The sequence below is a fragment of the Microbacterium sp. NPDC089696 genome, from assembly GCF_044749125.1.
In the GTDB taxonomy this organism is placed as follows: Bacteria; Actinomycetota; Actinomycetes; order Actinomycetales; family Microbacteriaceae; genus Microbacterium.
In genome coordinates this window covers 810,567-832,350 of sequence record NZ_JBIVHF010000002.1, presented here as the reverse complement: position 1 = coordinate 832,350, position 21,784 = coordinate 810,567, and the positions used below count along the sequence as shown (strand labels likewise).

Here is a 21,784-nt window from a genome sequence, read left to right as displayed (position 1 = left end):
TCGAAGGGCGCTTGGTCTGTTTGCTCGTCCGGAGGCGAGCTAGCGCTGTCGGGCGAGACGGTATCTGCGGTTTCTCGGGTCGCTCATGCCATGGGCGCCCTACGCAGCGGCCGCACAAGCGGCGGTTCGGGACGCCCTGGTGGGTGTCATGTATGTTCCGGCACCGAAAGTGAACTTGTCGTTCGACTCGCGCGTCGCACATGCTCATTCACCAGCAGCCGCTGTGGTCAGGCGTGAACCTGGGTGTTATGTCCGTATGTCGGACACTCGGTGCGCGCATATTCCGCCGGGCGACCACCTTGAGCGCCGATGCGCATGGGATCATGAAGTATTGACGTCCGGAGGATCAAGTGGCGAGTGGATTCAAGATCAACAAGCAGGCGATTCGGAAGATGACTCGTGAGATCGAGCGTGAGTTCGCGAAGAATCCCGTTCGAGTTCCTCTTCAGGCAGATGCTTCGGATGTTCGTCTTCCGGCCGCTACGACCATCAACAACTATCACGGCCCCGTCGTCACCGTTACGGGTGATGGGGCACAGCTTGCGTGGGACAACCACGACGTGGCACAGGGGCAGGCCCGCTTCCAGCAAGTCGCGACCGGCTATGAGGAACTCGCAGACCTCGTGACTCGTCTTCTCGCCGGCGTGGGGACGTTTAAGTTGGATCCGGCGGACCAGGCCGAACTGGTCGCAGCGGGCGAAGAGATCCTCCACGAAGCAGTGAAAGACGATCCCGACCGAGGACTGGTTCGCCGCGGAATCACGATGCTGAAGGGAGTCCTTGCCCCTATCGCCTCTGGAGTCGCCAAAGCAGTCTCGGATGAAACCGCAGAGATGGCTCGAGATCTGATCTCCTCGCTGGGTGAAGCGCTCCCTTCATAGCGCTCGAGGGGCGTGCAGTTCACGAATCTCGGTGGAGGGACGTCCCACTTCAATGCGGCAGAGCCCAAGGCGCGGCTAGCTCAACGTTGCCAAGTCGTGGCGACAGCGGATCCGCACTATCCGATGCTTTAATCCGGCCGTTCTCCGGCGGACTCGGCGTCGGGGAAAAAGATCTGGTCGGGGCGATAGCGCTCGCCGACTCCGAATACGCGCCAGCCTTGCTCGCCTCGATGGACGAGTGTGATGAAGTAACCATCAACGGCAACTGCTGTCCCCGCCTTAGATACCTGCCCGAGCGATGCGTCTGAGAAGATTCGGGCATACGCGACGCGCGGTGCGCCGTACCAAGCCAGGGCAGCGAGATTGCTGAAGTTGCTGAGTAGATCGCGTAGTTGCTGCACCCGGTTGGTGTCCCAAGTGCCTTGCCAACCACTGGCGAGTGGATCTAGGAGCGATACGAACACAGTCTGATCAAACTGGTCCTCTTCTGCCCAAAGCAGATCGGCGAACGCGTGCGCGACAATCATAGGATTGCGTGCCGGATCAACGGCTCCTATCTGGGCTGCGGCTGCGGCTGGGTCCTTCTGGGCGTAGTGGAACACGTCTGCGTCCGTGGTCTCTTGGAGCGTGCTGTCCTCGCGTCGCCACCTCTTCCCGTGGCTATCTGTGAATCCGAGCGCGACGCGCGGCTCGTTGGTGTCGTCGTAGGCGGCGATTCCGGTTGAGATGTCCCAAGTGAATTCGCGGCGAGCAGGAACAACCGGGATCGGAGACGGTGTTGCGAGCGGCCCGATGAGGCGCTGTCGATCTCCGAGGAAGACGTTGACGGTGGCGTTGGTGACAGGTTCGTTGGACTCGTTCGCCAGATGTAGAGTCACGGTCCTTTCGTAACTGGAAGCTGCGGGGCTATAGGTGTAGTCGTCCGTGATCCAGGACGTGACCAAACTCGCGACCGCCACCCGCTCGGCAGCTGCCTTGGCATGAGCGTCGGTCTCGGCCTGACGCCGGAGCGAGACTAGTTCCCGGCGGTCGCGGCGGGCTCGGACGCCTTCGACGATCCCGAACGTTACCGAGACTGCCACGGCGAACAGAGTCCCGATTGCGGCCAAAGCTTCCCAGAAGACTGACACCACTCATCCTCCAAACCTGACCACAGGGCTCGGCGCCCTTGACGACAGTCACTTCAGTATGTCCGCTGCGATGCAGTCCTGGTGAAGGGAGGAGCGCGGGCGAACGTGGGACGTATCGCGCACCGCTACTTCTGGCGGTTCCCCGGCCGCTCGTGCCACGGGCACTCCACGCATCCGCCCGACAGGCGGCGGTTCGGGATGCTCTGCTCCGTGTCGTGGCCGTCCCGGCACCGCCAGTGGAACTTGTCGTTCGACCCGTGCATCACCTCGTTCGGGTACTTGCGGTTCAGGTACGGGTGTCAATCGCCGACGAGTTCCGGGTCGGTGGTAGCGAAATCGTTGAAGCCCTCCAGGCGCAACCGACCGGCGCAGAACGGGCGGTCAGAGCCGCGGGTCCGTGCCTCCAGACGCATCGGGAAGGTGTGCGTGTGCCCGCTCTTGGTGCACAGCCAGATGACCTCGAGCTTCGACCCCTTCGTGTAGTCCGCGGGCTCGCGTCCTTCGTTGAGCTCGGGCAGCCAGCTCGACACGAGATGCGGGTGGGTGTCGACGATGCTGCGCCCGGAGGTGCGGGTGCGCTGCTTCTTGCACTCGTCGCAAGACTTGCCGCGGACGCGCGCGCGGACGGAAGCGCGGTATGGGTGGTCCTTCGGGCAGAGCCAGTCGCGCGTCTTCGGGTCAGCTGCGTTCAACTGCGTGGCGGACTTGGCGTAGCCGGTCTTCGGGTGGAGCTCGCGTGCGATGCGCGGGTGCGTGGTGGCGAGGTCGTTGATGCCCTGAATGGTGACGCGGTTGAGGCACACGGCGCATCCGGCGTCGTTGAGGGTGCGGTTGAAGGGCATGGCCCGGAACGGGTGCCCCTTCTCGGGGCATTCCCACCACACCCGGGTGTGGCTCCGTGCCGTGATGTCCGATGCGGTCAGCTCGCCGTTCAGGACGGGGTGGAGTTGGGCGGCGATGGACGGCGACACGGTCGCGAGGTCGTTCACGCCGGCGACGACATGCGCGCCGGTGCACGTGGGGCACGGAGTCGGTTCATCGTCAGTATCGGAGGTGCGGACTTCGATATACAGGTGGCCTCGCGTGCAGTGGATGGTGCGCAGTGACGGCGACGCTATGGTCGGGGCGTCGTCAGTCTCGCCGGCCAGGCGGGCGAGGGCGGACAGGTTGTCGTCGCCCGTGCACGCGAGGTACTCGCGGGTGCTCTGCTCCGCGGCGGGACGCGGGTACCAGGTGGTGATGTCGGCCGGGAGGGTGAAGTCGTGGTCGTTGCCGGCACGGTACCCGGTGTAGCCGCGGAACGCGGTCTTCAGCGCGAGGTGGGCCGGCCAGAGGTGCAGCCAGACCGCGCGGGCGGCCGCGGGGGTCGGGCGGGCAACGATGTTGGCCATCGCTTCCTGCAGCCAGGCGAACGTGGTGGCGTACGGGACGGCCGGGTCGAACAGCCGCCGCGTGGTCTCGGTCCGCTGGAGCCAGTCGACGATGCGGGTCGAGCGTCTTCACGGGGTGGTGGCGGAGCTGGAGCTCGGCCTCGAATCCTCGGATGAGGACTTTCCATTCCTTCCGGTGGTCGGCGTTGGCCCACTTGTACGACTCGAGCTCGACGACCGCGAACCGGCTCATCAGCTGCTGGCCTCGAGCACCATGCATGAGGGTCGTGTTGTTGACCACGTCGAGGCCACAGTAGAGGAACGTGGCGGAGACGTCGTTGTGGAGACCCTTGAGGAGGTCAACAGCCTCCCCGAGCCCGGCGGCGCGGCCGGAGAGGTTGTGGAGTTCGTCGACGACGATGAGCTGGGTGCGTGCACGGCGGATGGCGCCGACGACCTTGGTCCGCAGGTCGGCGGTCGTGTCGCGGGACAGGACGGAGAGGCCGTAGAAGTCGCAGAACTCGCGGAGCAGGTCCTTCGCGTTGCTACCCGAAGGCACCTCGACGTACATCACCGGGATGTGCTCGTCCCGCTCCCAGTGGGGGACCTGCTTGGTGTACTCCTCGAGCACCCAGCGCATCAGGCGCTTGGCGGTCGTGGTCTTGCCGAGCGCGGAATCCCCGGAGAGCATGACGCCGCTGTGGCCCGAGTTCCGCGACCGGTTCTCCTGGAACGCGCGGGTCAACAGGAGCTTCCCCTGCGCGACGGTCGAGGTCCGGAGCACGATGCCGCCGGAGAGGTAGTCCATCCGCTGCTGGTCGTGCTCGTAACGGTTGGCGGTCGACGTCGCGTCGAGCGGCGCCGGCGCGGTGAGGGGGTGCTGCAGGTAGCGGAGCAGGGACTCGCGGCGGTTGAGGGCGGTGTTGTCGGAGTTGTGGCTGGTGAAGGAGAGCATGGTGTTCCGTTTCAGAAGGTGGGGAGGATGTCGTCGTCGTCGAGGTCTTCGTCGTCGACCGTGTAGTCGGGGAGGGAGGCAGGCTGCTTGGCCTGAGGGAAGGGGGTTCCGACGAGTTCGGCATCGGCCTGGGCGGTGAGAACGCGGTAGTCGTCCTCAACAAGGGCGAAGTCGGGCTCGTAGCGGCGGAAGGTGGCGCCGCGCTCGAGGCACTGGATGAGTTCCCCGTTCTCGCCGATGACCCACACGGCTTCGGGGTTGTACGGGTCGACCTTGACCTCCCACTTGTTCTTGTGGCGGACGATGCTCGACAGCTTGCCTCGGAGCATGTTGAGTTCCGGGGAGTCGTACTCCCGGTTGTCGTACTTGACCCCCGTGGCGCCGATGACCCGGAACTTACTCGGGAGCATGAGGATGAAGTTGTCCTCGTTGAAGGGCAGGTGCAGCTGCGCGACCGTCAACGCCGCCTGACTGGCCTTCGCGTTCGGGGAGATGTGGCGTGTCTGGTGCAGACGGTCGCGGAGGCTGCTGTGCGGTTCGTTCTGCCACACGCTGATGACCCAGTCCTCGAACAACTCGCGGAGCGCCTCGAGGGTCAACAGCTTCTCGGTCGGGACCTCCTTGCCCCTGTGCTCGGAGCTACGTCCGACGTAGCCGTCAAGATGCTGGACGAACATCGTATTGATGGTGTGGAACTGACGCTCGATATGAGGCTTGCTCGTCGGCGTGTAGGGCGCGGACAAAAGGACGCTGCCGCCTCGCTGCTCCACCGCGTTCCGGAAGGTCGGGGTGATGTAGTCGGTGCCGCGGTCCACCGTGATGTTGGACGGGTAGATGTACGGGTGCTCCGCCGCGTGACGCTCATACTCCTCGTCTGAGAGGAAGGTGAGGTGCGGGTGCTTCCGTCGAAGGAGTTCGCGATACTCGGTCCGCGACGGGCGGTTCGCCCTCGGGGTCATGGCCTGGGCGAGCAGCAGCGTGTGGTCGACACCCTTCGTGCCCTCCAGGCGGAAGGTGAACGCCATGATGGTGCGCGAGTGCACATCCAGCATGAGCGACAGGCGAGCGCGCTTGCGCTTACCGTTCGGTGTTCGGACCTCCACGTCCATCGTGTTCGTGTCGACCTCGACCTGAGAACCCGGCAGGAGCGGTTCGCTCTTCGCCATCACGCGGTCCTTCGGCCGGTTGGCGTTCGACCGACGCGTCTTCGCGCTGCCGGTCACATGCTTGCCGTGACCGAGACGGTCGATGAGCTGGTACCACGCGGACCGGCTCGGCAGCGTGACGTTCGGGTACACGGCCTGCACGGCGGTCGTGGTCTGCTCGATGATGCGCTTCTTGGTGCCCGTGGACCATTTGACCTGCGCTTCGATGGTCGCGATGAGGTGGTTGATGACCGCGACCTCGACCTTCTCGTTCGGGATGTAGTTGCGGATGGCGTGTCCGTCGATGAGGCCGACGAGTCCGTCGCGCTGGTACTTCGAGAGCTTGTCGAAGAAGGTCGAGCGGGCCATGCCGCGGCCGGCCCGTTCCAGGTCGACGAGCTTGCGGGCGATGCGCTGTTCCTGGCTGGTCGTCTCCACGTCGTACTCCGGGTAGCACTTGCCTTTGCGGCCGACGCCGGTGAGGACCTCTTCGATGTCGGTGGCCAGGACCGTTGCGGCGTGCAGGACGTGGGACGGGACGTGGTCGAGCAGGCGGGGTGAGCGCTGTTCTTCGCTGGGGACGAGGTTGGCGAGCTCGGCATGGGTCACGGTGCGGCTGTCACCCGTGATGCGGTGGATGAGTGTCACGCCCTTGGTGGTGGCACCGTCGAGCTCGTAGGGCTCTCCGTCGATGACGACGGAAACGGGGATGTTAGGCGTGGGCATGCGGGAACTCCTGACGGTGGGAGGCGGGCGTGATGAGGGGCGTGCTGTTGGAGAGGAGCGCGTTCATGTCGATGGACAGCGCCCCCGTCCAGATGAGGTGGAACACGTGGCTGCGGGCGAGCGGTGTGCTCTTCGCGGTGATGAGGGTGATGGCGTCGCCCACGGTCGAGTCCGGCTGCAGATCAGCAAGCAAGCTCTCCTCGGCATCTGCGCCGGGGTGGTGACCGGGGCGGCGGAACTGGGCGAGCCAGGTGAGGTTGACGTGGTGCTGGTGCGGGAGCTCGGTGAGGATGCGGTAGTTCCAGCCGACGGTCTTGCAGACCTCCCGCGTCCACTCGAACTGCGCCAGTGCCTTCGCAGTGAGGCGACCGTACGGCTTCACGTCGTAGACGGTCTGGATGCCGTGGGCGTCGAGGGCGATGAAGTCCGGGTAGTGCCAGACGTCGTTGCCGTTGACCAGCAGCATGGGCTGGGAGGCGATGGCGACGATGTCGGAGGTGTGGTCGAGCCACATCAGCGAGCTGCGCTCGAGGAGCGACTCATGCCAGACGTGCTTGGCCACCGCGCTCATCCAGTAGTAGCCGTGGTAGTTCCGCTGGTGCGGGTAGGCGTTGCCGACTCGAATCGGGTCAGCGTTGTAGAGCTCATGGGTGATGAGCCCGGAGTCGAGCGGGGCGGACTGGTTGATGCCGTCGCGAACCCAGGTCGCGGTGCCCGGTGCGGGCTTGGTGTTTTCTGTCATATTCCAGCAGTGGGCGGTAGCAAGCGCCGCTTTGGCCCATTTTTTAGAAAGACCTGATCCAAACATGTATTTTCGTGAAGCGCGTTGAACAGCTCGTCCCATATAAGATCGTTTCTACGATGAATATTGGGGAACGAGAGCTCACCGCTGCGGAGGCGGCCGACATTCTCGCGGTCAGCGAGCGGCATGCGGAGGCGCTGCTCAAGGCGAGACTGGTCGCCGGTCGCCAGCTGCGCTCCGGCGCTTGGTTCACCAACATTGCGGCCGTGAGGCGGTATCAAGCGACCTCCCAGCGTGGGAGAGGCAGCGCGCTCCGCCCAGCGACGGCGTGGGGAATGCTCTGGGAGCTCTCAGGCCGGCGACCCTCGTGGCTAGCGACCAGTACGTTGGCGAGGGTGCGGCATCAGCTCGCGACGTCGTCGGCGGAGGAGATCGTGCGAGCAACCTCAGGTCGCACTCGCGCTCGTTACTATTCACTGCCCCGTTCGACCGAAGGGATCTCATGGGATGGACTTATCCGGACGGGGCGACCAGCGGCTCGCCATCTCGGGATGCGGAACAATCGCAAGTTCATCTACTTGTCGGGCTACCCCGAGATCGGGACAGTCGAGCATCTTGCTCGGCAGAATCGCTTGGTCGAAGACTACGAGGGCGATCAAGTGCTGTTCGAGAACACGCTCCCGATCCTCTACACAAGATCTGTCATGCCGGCCGCGGTCGTAGCGGTGGACCTGACGTTGACTGGCGGAGCGTTCGAGCGTGAACGAGGCATCTGGGGGATCGAACAACTCCAGAAGGCCTGGAGAGAGACACGACCAAGTGCCTGACCGCTCGGGTCCTGTTCGACACGCCTGCGGACGATCTGAGGTCATGACGTAGCACAATAATCCCGGTTTAGTGGGAATTCAAGGGAGTGTCGAGGAGATCCCGGTCTAACTGGATTTCAAGTGGCGCGCCAAGGCCTTCGATGCGCCGCTTGTAAGTTGGACATGTCCAACTTTTGGGGCGTCTCCGCACCTGCAGCCCTCGCCCCCCCGTAGATCGTGGTGGCCGATGTGGGGTCCTGAAGCAGCCGAGAGGTTCGGCGGCGTCGTCCGTGCGCTGCGGAAAGAGTCTGGGCTGACGCAGGAGATGCTCGCCGCTCGAGTCGGGATCACGAAGAACCAGCTTCAACTCATCGAGGCAGGCCGGTCGGCCAGCTCGAAGAACACCGAGGCAGGACCCTCGAACCCGCGAATGACGACGGTCGTGGGCATCGCCTCCGCGTTCGATCTATCCGTTGAACAGCTGATGGCGGAGTCGCGCCTGTAACGCGAGCGCTGGTCGTCGTCGCCGCGGGCAGCTCGCCAGAAGGGCATACTAGAGGCACGAGCCCTTCGCAAGCTTCGAGTCCTTCGGGTGGGGCAGCTTCAGGACTGCGACCGGGCGAGGTATCGCTGCCGCAGCTCATCCGCCGTGAGAAACGCCGGAAGTGCAGCTCGTCGGGATCCGCCGGCGTCCCGTACTCGGTCGGCGAGGGCCGAGGGCCGGCCGAGCAGCGCTGGGTTCGGCTGCTCATCTCCGATCCCCGCCGCTTCATGGATGACCTGGCGGAACTGCACGTGCGTGATCATCTTCAGGTCACGCAGGCGTTGGGCGAGCTGGCGCGGGCGGACCCCGCAACGCGAAGCCTCGCCGCCGAGGTTGATGCTCGAACCGGGCGAGTCATCGGCACGGAGATCTGACGCCGGCAGGAGGAACGCGGAGGCGAAGGCCTCGGCGCGAGCCTCTTGCTCTTTGGATGGCTCGCCGGCCAAGACAAGGTGACCAAGCTCGTGCGCGAGAGACCACACGAGATCGAGGCGCGTGGCCGCGGTGTCGATGAACATCAGCATGCGCCCGCTCGCGGCCGTTGAGGCGAGGGTCGCAGCGCCGAGGTCGGAGAGGTCCCGGTAGATGCAGACGATGCCGTGCTCTTCGAGTGTCGAGATCATCCCGGAGATCGGTCCGGAAGGTACCGCCCACCGATCTCGGAGCCCCTGGGCGAGATCGTCAGGGTTGTCGTCGGACCTGGGATCGAGGTCGGGCTGGGCCGGGTCCAGGAGGAGGTCCACGTGGGCGTGGGCCATGGTCACCTCGGCTAACGCCTTGTTCAGAGGCTTTCGAGGAAGTGATGGCCGCAGTCGATGACCGATGTGCGGCGCCGGGGACCGGCGGCGAAGGAGACCTTCGGGCATGTCCAGGGCGGAGGCGATCTTCGTGACGAGGGCGGCAGAGGCTCGCTGCGTTCCCGACTCGAGGTGCGAGACCTCCGACTGGGTGATGCCGAGGGCCGCAGCGAGGTCTGACTGGGTGAGGCCGCGGAGGATCCGAGTCGCTTCCAGGAGGGTGCGTGGAGGTTGCTGCACAGGCTCCATCCTCTCGCGTACACGGGATATCGAGAAATATTTCTCGATATCTCGTGTATGTGGCAAGTCTGGCAAGCGCTGGCAACCAAGTGCTTGGCTGGAGCGAGCCCTACTCTCCGCTGGGATCGGATAGCCCTGGCAAGGTTGGCAAGTAGTAGTAGTTGTATGTATGAAATCTCAAGAGAGAGATAGAGATATTGGGGGGAACTTCTCTCTCTACCTCTCTATAGGGGCACTGTATGCGCTTGCCATACTTGCCATATCGCTAGTTTTTGCCTTCTGAACTGGGAAAAGCGCGATTTCTGGACTTGCCAGAGTGCTTGCCCAAGCTTGCCGGGCTTGCCAATCCAGTACGAAACCGTCGAACAGCGGGTCCGGCGTGGGTGGCTCCCTAAGCCGGGTCTGCGCTGCTATCCATGCCCGAAGGTCGGCAGTGAAGCCGATGTTCGGGGAGATGCGGATCGATCTCAAGCGAGTTTGAGAAACTTTCTGAGATCCGCCGAGAACGGCCCTGATCTGCCGCAGGGTAATACGCGAGAGAGAGTCGCGGAGAACACATCCCCGGCCATGCAGTCTGTGAGCTGCTGGGCGGCCGCGACGAACGCAAGAGGGAAACCTCGCGCCGGGGCCCGTGTTCCCCCCTGACAACTCCACAGAGACTACAGCTGCTCCACGACCACGTGGTGCGCTGCGCCCACGTCCATCTGCTCGTGGTCCCAGTCGCGAGGACGCGGAGGACGTCTTGAAGCCCGTCGACGATCTTCCCTTCCTGTAGTTGAAACGTCGGGAGTGCGTCCACGCCTTCGCCGGTGGTCGGCACGAGGAGGCGTAGATCGCTCCCCGCCGCCTGGGCCTCCAACTACCCGAGAACGCCGGCGATGCTCGCCATCGTGTATCAGGGGCCGACGAGCTCAGCCCAGTGGGCACGGCTCCTCCTCCGTCATGACTTCTCCTCAGGGTTCCGGGTGTGACGACGGCGGACGTCCTCGATGAGCTCGTCGAGGGTACGGACGCCATCGACGTAGTCCTGCGCGTCCCGGAGCGCCCCAGGCGTGGGCTTCAGGCCGTCCAGGACTCCCGAGTGCAGCGCCTCGGCGACGCTGTTCGCTCGCTGCTCCCGGGTCCGACGAGAACCGTCGTCGTCGTTGGCGTATCCCCGGAGGATTGCCAGGCTCGGGGTCGCCATCCTCAGGTTGCTCATGTCGAGGATCGCGATGTTCCACTCGTGCCCCTCTCGTCCGAGGCTCGCCACGCGGCGGCCGTCCTCGGTCTTCCCGCCGGCACCGACGTGCATGTGGCCATGCGCCAACAGCTCGGGGCGCACCGCATCCCACACTTGACTGATCCGTGCGCGGGATGCCGCGGACGCCTCCAACGCCGCCTTCGTGAACCAGTGCGGGTTCGAGCGGAGGATCTCACGGACGGGGCGGACAGGGGTGCCTGCCGGGGACTCGTGGGTGAGCATCAGATCTACGGGACCGCCGGTGATGGCCTCGTCGACCATCGCGTCGGTGATCGCCTCATCCGGCCACCAGGTCAGCCCTTCCACCCGCGACTCGCGGTCCACGGATGAGGCGCCGCCGAGCGCGAGCACGGAGCGTCCGCCGATGGTCAGGCGTGCCGGCCGCGGAAGAATCCAGGTGAGCTCGGAGACCTGCACGGCTTCGCCCGGGTACTTGTCGAGGAGTGGGGTGATCTCATCCCACTGCTCATGGTTTCCTGCGACCAAGTAGAAGCGGGTGATGGCGGTCTCGGCGAAGATCTCGTCGACCGCGTCCGGCGGCATCCACCAGTCGCCAAGGTGCAACATCGTCGTCACGTCCGGCGCGAGATACGGCAGCGCCCGGGAGAGCATCCGAGCCCACCCCTGATTCCCATGCCAGTCTCCGCAGATCGCCACTCGCTGATCGGGCAGGACGATGTTCTTGGCGTGGCCGCGTACCTTCATGTTGCCTCCCTAGCAACATATACCGGGTTTTTTCTCCGAGTGACAGGGCCTTCAGTCATCGTCGGCTGCCGACACTGCATTACCCCACACCCAGCACCGGAACGTTTGCTCGCCGGCTCGGAACTCGATCCCCGCGGCGAGCGGCGTCGACCTGGCGAGCTTCGCGTCGACGCGGATCGCCTTCGCCCCGAAGTGCACCCAGGCGCGAACTGCCCGATACGGCTGCGGGTAGGTAGTCAGTGGTTGCACCCGGAGAGCCACTTCCCGCTCCGACAGTGACTGAAGGGGGCCTGACCGAGCTGCTCGAAGAATCGCCTGGTGGTGCGCGCGCATGTCGTAGTGAGCGGCCAGTCGCTTACTCGAACCCATGCCGGCGCCCCTCCTCCGACCTCAGGACAGGCTAGTAAAGGTCGAACCTATGTTCCATCCTCGAATAATGAGATCCGCGGCCGCCCATCTTCCTGCCACCATATGGATGGTCGATGACATCCCCGCCAGAATGATGTTCGCCGGACGCCGCTGGCGGGTCACGGACACGCCCGCGCGACTGTGCGACGCAGTGAGGGCCGTGCCGCTGGAGGCGAGTCAACTGACCCGTGGCCTCTACGGATGGCGATTCCAGGGCACCGATGACGACGGACGGTCAGTCCCTGATGTTCGACCTCTTCCAGGGCGAGGATGGCTGGCGCGTTCACCGGAGCTATGAGTGAAAGCTGATTCGCTTCCTGACAGGCTAAGGGCTGTCAATGGTCCAGCGGGGGCGTTGCGGGCGCCGCTCCGAGATTGCTGAGGGCGCTGCTCCTGGTCAGCGTGGGTGCGCGAGCCGTCGGCGCCCACGCTGTGGCGACCCACCTTGTGTCTTCGGCCAGCGCGTGAGCCTGACATCGCTCTGCTGCATCAGCGCGGCGAAGCGCTCAGCGACGTCACCTCGTGACCACGACGGCGGGCTTCGGCGACGACAGCAGAACCGGCGTAGCCGCTTCCGCCGAGGACAGTGATCTGGCCATGGGAGCTCCTTGTGTGCGTATCGAGCGTGAAGGTGACTCGGTGCCTTCGCACCAGATGGTGTAGTGCATTTCACTGCTCTTCGAGCGTACTGTGCTGCACGGAGGTGGGATCCGAAACTGCGTTGTTCGTGACCTTAGAGCCGTTGGGACCGTTGAAAGAAGACGATGACGGCCAGGGTGGCGACGACGATGAAAGACATGGCGGCGACGGATGCGACGTCCAGGCCCCCAATGGCGAGAACGCCGCTGACGCCGACGATACCTAACGCGTTGGAGGTTTTCATCAACGCAAACACCTCAGCGCGTCTCTCGGGTGGGGAGAGCTGGTCTAAGACGAGGGAGTAGTACGTACCGAGTGCGGGCAAGCAGAACCCGACGAGTACGGCCCCCGCGAGCAGGAGGGCGATGTTGACGCGCAACCCAACCAATACTGCACCGGCAGACGTCAACACAAGGAAGGTGACGACCTGGCGTCGCGTGAGAATGCGGTTGCGAATGCTCACCCACACCCCTCCCGCGACCGAACCAATGCATAAGGTCAGCGCGAAGATGAAGCCCCACTCCGGTGCAAGACCGAAGAGAACAGCGAACGGCACCGCGCCGACTTCCACAGCGGCCACAACACCGGATCCAGCTGCCGCGCAGACCAACCAGATGTAGATCGCCTTCGGTAGCGGTGTTCGCCGTGTCGTCTTTACGCGCACGGGAGCCTGCGCTTGCGGAACGGAGGGCATGAGGACGAGCGGACCGATGCCAAGAACGGTGAGCGCGAACATCGCGAACACAGGAGACACTGCTCCGAGTGCAGCGGCCAGCACGGGCGACACCGCGAACGTGACTTCGTTCAGTGTGGCGGCTATTCCCAGTGCACGGGGTAAACGCTCTGGTTCGACGAGGTAGTTCAAGAGTGACCGCTGGTAGCCGTAGGCGGCACCGTTGGTAAGACCTGCGGCGGCTGCTGCAGTGATGAGGACGGGCATGGGTGCTGCGGCGTAAGCCGCATAGGTCACGCCGAGGAGAGCCACGGTGCGCACGATGAGAAGGGCGCGTAGGTATGACACTGGATTGAACCGCGTGCCGAATCTCGACAACGGCGTCGCCGCGATCACTTGGGTGACGGTCATGGCGAACACCATGCCCGAGCCTGCTTCTGCAGAGCCGGTGAGGGGCAGCGCCAGGAGCGAGAAGGCAATCGGTGCTGCGGCTTGGGGGACACCGAATGTCCCGTACCCCACCTGCCACCGCACGAGCTTCCATCGACTTGTCGCCACAGATCGAGAGTATCGGCAGTGCAGTGGAATGCGCTCAGTCGTGTCTTCCGTTGCGCATGCTCCTACGAGTCAGGACGGGTGTGCAGCGATGACTGTTCTGCGGGGAGAGGCTCTGAGGACGTCAGCGCTTCGAGCTGAACAACAGCGGGTGTCGCCGACGGGTCAAGTCGAACGAGGATGATCCCGGCCAGGATCAACCCTGCGCCAATGAAAGCGGGAACGCTGATGCTCTCCCCGAGGAGCAACCACCCGGCCGCCGCGGCGAACACGACCTCCGTCAGCCCGAGGAACGACGACACCCGTGCACCGAGAAGCGTGATCGCCCAGATGCCCGCGGCGTACGCGTATGCCGTGGAGAACAGGCCGATGAAGAGCACGGGTGCCCACCACGGAGCACGCCCGCCGAAGAAGTCAACCGATTCGAAGGTCATGTGGATGGGCAGGATACCCACGCATCCACTAAGTGCGATGACCGATCCGCCGACCAGTAGCCCTAGCCACACGAACGCTATTGGCGAGATCCCGTCGTCCGGTCGCTCGCCGATGGCGTAGTAGACAGCGAGCCCGACCATGGCGACGATGGCAAAAACGATGCCAAGAGGGTCCAGGGAAGTTGAGCTTGTAGGACCGATGACAACGACGAGCCCACCGAGCGCGAGGACAGCGCCGATGAGGACTGTGCGGTGCGGGGTTCGTCGCGAGCGGACCCACACGAACAAAAGCAGTGCGACGGGCGCGAGGTACTGGACCAAGAGCGCCGTGCTGACGGGGATGCGTTCCAGCGCAGAGTAGAAGCCGACTTGGGTGCCGACGACAGCCAGCACGCCGTAGGCAAGCAGGGTCCACCGCCCCTTCCACACAATCGACCATCGACCGCTCAGGCTCCGCAACGCGAACGGTGCGAGGACAACGACCGCCAAGGCGATGCGCGCCAGCACGGCAGCAGGTGGCGTCCACCCTTCGTCGAACAAGGGCTTGGCGATGACGCCGCCCGTGCTGAAACCCACACCTGCGGTCAGAGCGACCACCACCCCGATAGCGCCGCGCATCTGCGGGTGCTGGCGCAGCATCCCCTCACGCATCGGTGAGCGGCCCCACTGCATGGTCCAGCGCCTGCTGAACATCGCGAATGAGATCGTCGATGTTCTCCAGGCCGACCGAGAGTCGGAGGTGACCCCACTCGTGAAACTCCGGAGGATAGGACTCGAAGCCGCGCCGAGATTCCCGCGCCGAGTTCACGATCAGGGACTCATCATGCCCGAGCGAGACTGCGGAGGTGATCAGTTTCAGGGCGCCGACGAAGGCTTCCTGGGCCGCAGCATCTCCACGCACGGCGAAGGCCATCATCGCCCCGTACCCGCGACCTTCGAACTGGCGGGTGGCGAGCGTGTGCTGACGATGCGACACGAGCCCGGGATAGGACACGAAAGCGACTCGGGGGTCGTTCTCGAGCGCCTCAGCGAGCTCCTGTGCATTGGTGAGGTGGCGCTCATAGCGAAGCTGCAGTGTGACCGACCCCCGCGTGATCAGCCATGCGTTGAACGGGGAGATCGCCCCGCCGACGTCCACGAGCGCATCGGCCTTGATCGTGTGGATGAGAGCCCGGGAACCGGCCACGCTTCCGCCGAGCGCATCGCCGTGCCCGTTGATGTACTTCGTCAGCGAGTGCACGACGAGATCCGCTCCATGTTCGAGTGGGCGGAAGAACACGGGTGGCGTGAATGTGGAATCGATGGACAGCAGTGCACCGTGCTCGTGGGCGATGGCAGCTAGTCCTGCCACGTCGACAACCTGAGTGGTGGGGTTCGCAATGGTTTCTGAGTGGACGAGCTTGGTGTTCGATTGCATCGCGGCACGAACCTCATCGAGATCGGCACTGTTCACGAACGTCACTTCTACGCCGTACTTCTTAGGGAGCAGATCCTCCAAGAGCCGCCAGACAGCGTCGTAGACGATGCTGGATACGACGACGTGATCGCCGGAGTTCAGGGTCGTGAAAAGAACCGCGTGAAGGGCTGCGACGCCCGTGCTGAAGACTGCTGCTTCCTCTGCGTTCTCGAGCGCTGCGAGCTTGCTCTGCAGGCCAAGCTGGTTCACACCCGCGTTGCGGGTGTAGACCAGCAGATCGGGGTCCGAGAGATCGACGCCCTCGGTGTCCTCGGGGAGGTAGTAGGAGTTGCCCATGACGATGGGCAGTCGCACCGCGCGGGACTCTTCACGGATCTCATTCCCACCGTGGACGAGCAGGCTTTCCACAGTCAGCGAATCGGGGGTTTTCCTCGAAGGGTGGTCTGTCTGAGGCACGGGATTCAACACCTTTGTGATCGACGTGAGCGCGGAACGCTTCGATGCGTTCGTCACCATGCTCACAGCGACGCCAGCTCGTTGAGCACCACCAAACTGCTCGCACGTCATGCCGAAATGACCATCTTCGCGACACGGTAGTTGCGATGTGCTCGAAGACATAGCGATCTCTTGACACCCCGATTGGCCTCGGAGGACTTTTGCCTCGAACATCGTCGGCACTTGCACCGCCGGCGACGTTCGTACCTCCCATCACACACAGCTCGCTACACCCGAAAGTTGCGCTTCAGCCGTTCAGGGAGCCAAGGGAAGCGACGTTCTCAAAGGAGAGAATCGATGAAGATTCGATACGCCGTGCCGGCCATCGCCGCCGCCACCGTCCTCGTTCTGGCTGGCTGCACCAACACCGAAGGCGAGGGAGCGAGCGCCGCCCCCGACCAGGACATCACCGTCGACGATGCGGCCGCAGCCCTGCTCCCCGACGACATCCGCGACGCAGGGGTGCTGCGAATCGGCAGTGACCTCACGGTCCCGCCGAACGAGTACAAGGACTCCAACGGCGATCCGGCCGGATGGGGGGTCCAGCTCGCGGAAGCGGTCGCTGCCAAGCTCGGTCTCGAGCCGGAGTGGGAAGTGCTCGGGTTCGACAGCATCCTCCCGCGCATCGAAGAGGGCGCGGTGAATGTGGGCGATGCGTCGTTCACTGACACGGTCGAGCGTCAGAAGACCGTGGACTTCGTGAACTACTACGTCGCGGGCAGCCAGTGGGCCGCCGCCATCGGGAACGACATCGACCCCGACGACGCATGTGGGCTGACGGTCGCGGTCGCCCAGGGCACGATCCAGCACACCGATGAGCTACCAGCCCGCAGCGACGAGTGCGTCGCCGCGGGCAACGATCCCATCGAGATCCTCGTTCTCGATGACCAGCCGGACCTCGTGGATGCTGTCGTCCAAGGGCGAGCGGACGCCTTCAGTGCAGACTCCCCGATGAGCGGTGACGCCGCCCTCAAGCGCGGCGAAGAGATCCATCTCGTCGGGGGCCTGTTCGCCACGGCACCATACGGCTTCGCGACCCAGAAGGACAGCGACGTGACCGCCGCTGTCCAGGCAGCCCTCCAGTCACTCATCGATGACGGCACCTACCTCGAGATCCTCACGGCAGCTGGCGTCGAAGCAGGCGCGGTGGAGAAGGCCGCTATCAACGCCGGCACGGAGTGACCATGGACACCGCAACCTCCCCGCGAACCAGCGCTGATCCTCCGGTGAGTGACCCGGAAGCCATCCAGGCGATCAAGCTGCGCCACCCATGGCGCACATTGGCCTCTGCGATTCTGCTCGTCATCGCAGCGCTCTTCGTGGTCGACGCCGCGTTCAACCGCCCCGTGTACTCATGGGCTGTGGTCGGCCAGTATGTCTTCGACGTGCGGGTGCTCCAAGCCCTCGGATACACGCTGCAGCTCACCATCTACTCGATGATCATCGCGGTTGTCCTCGGCATCGTCCTGGCCGTCATGAGGCAGTCGCCGAACCCGGTGATGCGCACTGTCTCGTGGGTCTACCTCTGGATCTTCCGGGGCACCCCGGTGTACGTGCAGCTGGTGTTCTGGGGCCTCATCACGGTCATCTACAAGAGCATCGACGTCGGTCTCCCGTTCGCTCAACCGTGGGTGTCGATCAGCACCAAGGAACTCTTCTCCTACTTCGTTCTCGCCATCATCGGCCTGGCGCTTAACGAAGCCGCGTACATGGCGGAGATCGTTCGCGCGGGACTCCTCGCTGTCGACAAGGGGCAGCGCGAGGCAGCGACTGCGCTCGGTCTGGGGTGGGGCCATACGATGAGCCGCATCATTCTGCCGCAGGCCATGCGGGTCATCATTCCGCCGACCGGCAATGAAGTCATCTCGATGTTGAAGACCACGTCGCTGGTGACGGCCGTGCCGTTCACCCTCGAGCTCTACACGCGCACACGGGACATCGCTCAGGTCAGCTACAAACCCGTGCCGATGCTCATCGTCGCGTCGATCTGGTATCTCGTGCTCACGTCGATTCTGATGATCGGGCAGTACTACGTCGAACGCCACTTCGCGAAGGGAGTCGGCGATAGACCCCAAGTGATGCGACCAACCCTGGAGACCGGAGTGATCCGCACCGCGGTCGGCGCACGGCAGCAGCGGCGGATGGAGCGCCGGGCGGCAAGACCTGCCACAACAGCTTTGGAGGGACAGCAATGAATGCGGAAGCGGCCGTTGACGTCGCGGAACGAGCGGCGACCACACCTGCGCCGGCCACTCCGATGGTGCGCGCGGAATCCGTGTCGAAGGCCTATGGCTCGAATCTCGTACTCCGGTCCATTTCCCTGCAAGTCGCTCGTGGAGAGGTGTTGTGCCTGGTCGGCCCGAGCGGATCGGGGAAGTCGACATTCCTTCGCTGCATCAACCACCTCGAGACCGTCACCGCCGGCCGACTGTGGGTCGAGGATGAGCTCGTCGGCTACCGTCAGCACGGGGGCAAGATCTACGAGCTGCATCCGAAAGAGGCTGCACGGCAACGTCGTGACATCGGGATGGTCTTCCAGAAGTTCAATCTGTTCCCCCACCTCACGGCGCTCGAGAACGTGATGATCGCCCCTACTCTGCTGCACAAGGGTGGCAGGGCACACCTCAAAGCCCGTGCCATGGAATTGCTCGCACGTGTCGGGCTCGCCGACCGATACGACTACTATCCCGCTCACCTCTCCGGTGGCCAGCAGCAGCGCGTCGCGATTGCACGCGCTCTTGCCATGGAGCCCAAACTGATGCTGTTCGATGAGCCGACGTCTGCATTGGATCCGGAGCTGGTGGGCGAGGTGCTCGATGTGATGAAGGGACTCGCGGAAAGCGGAATGACCATGATCGTCGTCACCCACGAGATGGGGTTCGCGCGGGAGGTCGCGGACACGATGGTGTTCATGGACGGGGGTGTGGTGGTTGAGTCCGGTCGCCCCACGGAGGTCCTGAGCAATCCCCAGAGGGAGCGCACGAAAGCCTTCCTGTCGAAGGTCCTCTGACCCCCTCACGTGCACGGTGGCCTTGACGAGGGGCACCGTGCACGTGTCTGCGTGGGCTGAGCTGCGGCTGCTCGTCGCGTCTATGATGCGTAAGTGACCGAATCGACGAGCGACCTCTCCGCCGTGATCGGCGCGCGCGTGAAAGAACGGCGCCAGGAACTGCGGTGGACCTTGGACCGTCTCGCTGAGCAGGCAGGCGTCAGCCGCCGAGTCCTGGTGAACATCGAGCAGGGTGCGACGAACCCGAGTATCGGCACCTTGCTGCGAGTCAGTGACGCCCTGGGCGTGGGTCTTCCCGAGCTGGTCGAACCGCCGGACATCGATCTCGCACGAGTGACCCGACACGGTGAGGGAGCGGTCCTGTGGGAAGGTGAGCGCGGGGGCCAGGGTGTGCTCGTCGCGGGCACGAAGTCCCCGAACGTCGTGGAGCTGTGGGATTGGACGCTTGCTCTCGGTGAGCGGCATGACAGCGAGGCGCACATCGATGGCACTCGGGAGTTGCTCCAGGTACTGCAGGGCTCTGTCGAAGTCAGGGTGGGATCGGAGACGTTCACGTTGGCTGAACGGGATGCCATCACGTTCCGTGGCGATGAGGCTCACGCCTACGTGAACGTGGGCGATGGCGAGGCGCGTTTTGCTCTCACGGTGTTTGAGCCGATCCCCGGTGGCGCGCACCGGTAGAGCGGCCAGTACACCAGAGCGCTGCCATCCGCGTGACCGGATGGCAGCGCTCTCCGCATGCACGTGTGCTGCGGTATGTCCCGCGCGCTCAATCCCCCGATATGTTGCGCGCGAGACGCCTATGCGCTCTCTGAGGGAGAGCCAGGTTTCGGGTGACCAGTGGGTGCGAGCTTCAATCCGATGACTGCCCCGACGATTCCTCCGATGAAGATGAGCTTCCACAGGGACGCCGGCTCCGTTCCCGTGAGGATGGCGTAGACCACCGTCAGAGCAGCCCCCAGCCCGACCCAGACGGCGTAGCCGGTGCCGATGGGTATCGTCTTCACCGCCCAACCGAGGCCGAGCATGCTGAGGGTCGCCGCGGCGAGGAAGATCACCGTCGGGACGAGCTCAGTCAGACCGTTCGACAGCCCGAGGGCGGTTGCCCACACAGCTTCGAGGACGGCGCTTCCGAGGAGGACAATCCACGGCATCAGCTCACCACCTTCAAGCCGATCACGGAACCGATCAGAAGGAGAAGGAGAGCGACCCTGACGAGTGTTGGTCGCTCCTGCTTCGTCACGAACCCCCAGATCAGGGTCAACGTTGCGCCGATTCCCACCCACACGGCGTACGCGGTCCCGGTCGGTATCTCGTTCATCGCCCAGGCCAGTCCCGCGAGGCTTGCCCCGATGGAGACGAAGAAGAGGACGGTGGGTCCCTTCTTTTTGAACCCCTTGGACGCCGACAGCGCGGCCGCCCACACGGCCTCCAGCGTGCCGGAGAGGAGGAGGACAACCCACGCCATGGAGTTCCTTTCGATTGAGTGCTCATCGATACGTCGTTGACTACACTGTCTAGTGCAGTATTATGCACTACATGAACGATGTCGCCAACTCCCTCTCTCGCGCAATCGGGGCGCGAGTGAAGAACGAGAGGACCGCTCGTCAGTGGACGCTGGATCGGCTGGCTGAAGCGGCGGGGGTCAGCCGACGCATGGTCATCAACGTTGAGCAGGGGGTGGCGAACCCGAGCGTCGCGACTCTCGTCCGCATCAGTGACGCGCTGTCCATCGGACTGCCGAGCCTGGTGGAACCGCCCACCACAGACAGTACCCGCCTTACTCGAGACGGTGAAGGATCCGTGCTGTGGAGGGGGGAACACGGCGGGGAGGGGGTCCTTCTCGTTGGGACCCAGCAGGCGGACTCGGTTGAGCTCTGGGAGTGGACCCTCGCCGTTGACGACGTTCACCGCAGTGATGCCCACGCCCCAGGAACGAGGGAGCTGCTGCAGGTCCGCTCCGGACGAGTGAGCGTCTCTTCAGGGAGTCAAGTGCACATCCTCGCTCCCGGTGATGCCATTGCGTTCGCCGGCGACAACTCGCACACGTACATGAACGCTGGCAAAGAAGAGGCTCGATTCCTCCTCGCCGTGTTCAAGCCCGATCTTCGCAAGCACCAACGGAAGGAGCCTTGATGGCTACGACAACGGACCTCGAGACTTTCCTCAGTGAGGCCACCATCGACGAAGAGGTCTTCGCTCTGCGTCCCGACTATCGCGCACTGTTGATCGCCGTCGACGGCATCGAGCCGGGACCCAGCGACGCGCTCAGCGAGGCGCTTCTCGTGCGCGCCGAGGGGGTCGCCGCGGCGGCGCTCGCGCAAGGACCGGTGGAGGAGCTCCCTCACATCGCTTCCTGGCGTGAGGCGTACCGTGCATTCGGGGCGAAGCCTCAGCGCACGCGCAACAGCGTCGAGGCACTCACTCGCCGAGCCGCGGAAGGACTGCCGCGCGTCAACCGACTGACCGACATCTACAACGCGATCTCCGTCAGCCACCAGATCCCGCTCGGAGGTGAAGACCTCGACGGCTACGAAAGCGCACCGCGGCTCACACGAGCCAGCGGATCCGAGGACTTCGACACGGTCGTCGGCGGCGAGATCTCCATCGAACACCCGGACCGCGGCGAAGTGATCTGGGGGGACGTCCGCGGAGTCACCTGCCGACGGTGGAACTGGAGACAGGGGCGCCGCACTGCCCTGACCGACAACACGCGATCTGCCCTCTTCATCCTTGACGCGCTCGCGCCGCTGAGTGACGAAGACCTGACACGAGCAGGACAGGAACTCGTCGATGAACTGAGCCGACTCGGCGACCAGATCACGGTCGCGCAGCGACTTCTCGCTGCAGGAACGAAATAGGAGGAAGA

20 protein-coding genes and 2 pseudogenes are annotated in these 21,784 nt (G+C 64.2%); 8 read left to right on the top strand and 14 right to left on the bottom strand.

Features of this window, described 5'->3' with window-relative positions; all coding sequences use genetic code 11:
• Positions 1-350 precede the first annotated feature (350 nt).
• The gene (locus ACIPY8_RS14440; RefSeq protein WP_400819464.1) at positions 351-881 is read left to right on the top strand and encodes a hypothetical protein; all 531 of its coding nucleotides are present in this window, start codon (positions 351-353) and stop codon (positions 879-881) included.
• Positions 882-1,009: 128 nt separating this feature from the next.
• On the opposite strand, the gene ACIPY8_RS14435 is transcribed toward ACIPY8_RS14440, so the two are convergent.
• The 6 genes and pseudogenes from ACIPY8_RS14435 to ACIPY8_RS14410 all read right to left on the bottom strand — a co-directional run bounded on the left by ACIPY8_RS14435 (position 1,010) and on the right by ACIPY8_RS14410 (position 6,949).
• Positions 1,010-2,011 (bottom strand): hypothetical protein, encoded by a 1,002-nt coding sequence (locus tag ACIPY8_RS14435; RefSeq protein WP_400819461.1) that lies wholly within the window; start codon positions 2,009-2,011, stop codon positions 1,010-1,012.
• A 125-nt stretch (positions 2,012-2,136) separates the two neighbouring features.
• Positions 2,137-2,301 carry a zinc-ribbon domain-containing protein gene (locus tag ACIPY8_RS14430; RefSeq protein ID WP_400820363.1) on the bottom strand — a complete coding sequence of 55 codons (165 nt, stop codon included), beginning with the start codon at positions 2,299-2,301 and terminating at the stop codon, positions 2,137-2,139.
• A 9-nt stretch (positions 2,302-2,310) separates the two neighbouring features.
• Entirely contained in the window at positions 2,311-3,402 is a 1,092-nt protein-coding gene (locus tag ACIPY8_RS14425; protein WP_400819459.1) for a zinc-ribbon domain-containing protein, read from the bottom strand.
• Between the two features lie 253 nt (positions 3,403-3,655).
• A pseudogene (locus tag ACIPY8_RS14420) lies at positions 3,656-4,072 on the bottom strand (ATP-binding protein); the annotation flags it as partial.
• Positions 4,073-4,347: 275 nt separating this feature from the next.
• Complete coding sequence (locus tag ACIPY8_RS14415; protein WP_400819456.1) at positions 4,348-6,207, bottom strand: Mu transposase C-terminal domain-containing protein; 1,860 nt, start codon at positions 6,205-6,207, stop codon at positions 4,348-4,350.
• The gene (locus tag ACIPY8_RS14410) at positions 6,194-6,949 is read right to left on the bottom strand and encodes a TnsA-like heteromeric transposase endonuclease subunit (RefSeq protein ID WP_400819455.1); all 756 of its coding nucleotides are present in this window, start codon (positions 6,947-6,949) and stop codon (positions 6,194-6,196) included. The genes ACIPY8_RS14415 and ACIPY8_RS14410 overlap by 14 nt, the downstream gene beginning before the upstream one ends.
• Before the next feature lie 1,053 nt (positions 6,950-8,002).
• Here ACIPY8_RS14410 and ACIPY8_RS14405 point away from each other — a divergent pair.
• Positions 8,003-8,260 (top strand): helix-turn-helix domain-containing protein, encoded by a 258-nt coding sequence (locus ACIPY8_RS14405; RefSeq protein ID WP_400819452.1) that lies wholly within the window; start codon positions 8,003-8,005, stop codon positions 8,258-8,260.
• A 98-nt stretch (positions 8,261-8,358) separates the two neighbouring features.
• Here ACIPY8_RS14405 and ACIPY8_RS14400 read toward each other — a convergent pair whose 3' ends face one another.
• From ACIPY8_RS14400 to ACIPY8_RS14375, 6 genes and pseudogenes are all read right to left on the bottom strand, one after another.
• Positions 8,359-9,057, bottom strand: a complete 699-nt coding sequence (locus ACIPY8_RS14400; RefSeq protein ID WP_400820361.1) for an ImmA/IrrE family metallo-endopeptidase — start codon at positions 9,055-9,057, stop codon at positions 8,359-8,361.
• A 99-nt stretch (positions 9,058-9,156) separates the two neighbouring features.
• Positions 9,157-9,345: pseudogene (locus ACIPY8_RS14395) on the bottom strand (helix-turn-helix domain-containing protein); the annotation flags it as partial.
• Between the two features lie 931 nt (positions 9,346-10,276).
• Positions 10,277-11,284 carry a metallophosphoesterase gene (locus ACIPY8_RS14390; RefSeq protein WP_400819449.1) on the bottom strand — a complete coding sequence of 336 codons (1,008 nt, stop codon included), beginning with the start codon at positions 11,282-11,284 and terminating at the stop codon, positions 10,277-10,279.
• 1,141 nt (positions 11,285-12,425) lie between these two features.
• Positions 12,426-13,526, bottom strand: coding sequence for an MFS transporter (locus ACIPY8_RS14385; RefSeq protein WP_400820359.1), 1,101 nt, complete (start codon positions 13,524-13,526; stop codon positions 12,426-12,428).
• 98 nt (positions 13,527-13,624) lie between these two features.
• Positions 13,625-14,665: an EamA family transporter gene (locus tag ACIPY8_RS14380; RefSeq protein ID WP_400819446.1), complete on the bottom strand. Its 1,041-nt coding sequence runs from the start codon at positions 14,663-14,665 to the stop codon at positions 13,625-13,627.
• On the bottom strand, positions 14,637-15,926 hold the full coding sequence (locus ACIPY8_RS14375; protein WP_400820357.1) for a trans-sulfuration enzyme family protein: 1,290 nt from the start codon (positions 15,924-15,926) through the stop codon (positions 14,637-14,639). The genes ACIPY8_RS14380 and ACIPY8_RS14375 overlap by 29 nt, the downstream gene beginning before the upstream one ends.
• A 276-nt stretch (positions 15,927-16,202) precedes the next feature.
• Between ACIPY8_RS14375 and ACIPY8_RS14370 the strand changes: the two genes are divergently transcribed.
• The 4 genes from ACIPY8_RS14370 (at position 16,203) to ACIPY8_RS14355 (ending at position 19,596) form a co-directional block, all read left to right on the top strand.
• Positions 16,203-17,087, top strand: coding sequence for a transporter substrate-binding domain-containing protein (locus tag ACIPY8_RS14370; RefSeq protein ID WP_400819444.1), 885 nt, complete (start codon positions 16,203-16,205; stop codon positions 17,085-17,087).
• A gap of 2 nt (positions 17,088-17,089) precedes the next feature.
• Complete coding sequence (locus ACIPY8_RS14365) at positions 17,090-18,100, top strand: amino acid ABC transporter permease (RefSeq protein WP_400819441.1); 1,011 nt, start codon at positions 17,090-17,092, stop codon at positions 18,098-18,100.
• Positions 18,101-18,162: 62 nt separating this feature from the next.
• Entirely contained in the window at positions 18,163-18,915 is a 753-nt protein-coding gene (locus ACIPY8_RS14360; protein WP_400820355.1) for an amino acid ABC transporter ATP-binding protein, read from the top strand.
• Positions 18,916-19,008: 93 nt separating this feature from the next.
• Positions 19,009-19,596, top strand: coding sequence for a helix-turn-helix domain-containing protein (locus ACIPY8_RS14355; RefSeq protein WP_400819438.1), 588 nt, complete (start codon positions 19,009-19,011; stop codon positions 19,594-19,596).
• A gap of 119 nt (positions 19,597-19,715) precedes the next feature.
• On the opposite strand, the gene ACIPY8_RS14350 is transcribed toward ACIPY8_RS14355, so the two are convergent.
• Together ACIPY8_RS14350 and ACIPY8_RS14345 are read right to left on the bottom strand one after the other, a co-directional pair.
• Positions 19,716-20,069: a DMT family transporter gene (locus ACIPY8_RS14350; RefSeq protein WP_400819435.1), complete on the bottom strand. Its 354-nt coding sequence runs from the start codon at positions 20,067-20,069 to the stop codon at positions 19,716-19,718.
• Complete coding sequence (locus ACIPY8_RS14345; protein WP_400819432.1) at positions 20,069-20,383, bottom strand: DMT family transporter; 315 nt, start codon at positions 20,381-20,383, stop codon at positions 20,069-20,071. The genes ACIPY8_RS14350 and ACIPY8_RS14345 overlap by 1 nt, the downstream gene beginning before the upstream one ends.
• Before the next feature lie 71 nt (positions 20,384-20,454).
• Here ACIPY8_RS14345 and ACIPY8_RS14340 point away from each other — a divergent pair, with 71 nt between their 5' ends.
• Positions 20,455-21,051, top strand: a complete 597-nt coding sequence (locus ACIPY8_RS14340) for a helix-turn-helix domain-containing protein (protein WP_400819430.1) — start codon at positions 20,455-20,457, stop codon at positions 21,049-21,051.
• Positions 21,051-21,776: a B3/4 domain-containing protein gene (locus ACIPY8_RS14335; RefSeq protein WP_400819427.1), complete on the top strand. Its 726-nt coding sequence runs from the start codon at positions 21,051-21,053 to the stop codon at positions 21,774-21,776. Before ACIPY8_RS14340 ends, ACIPY8_RS14335 begins: the two co-directional genes overlap by 1 nt.
• Positions 21,777-21,784 lie beyond the last annotated feature (8 nt).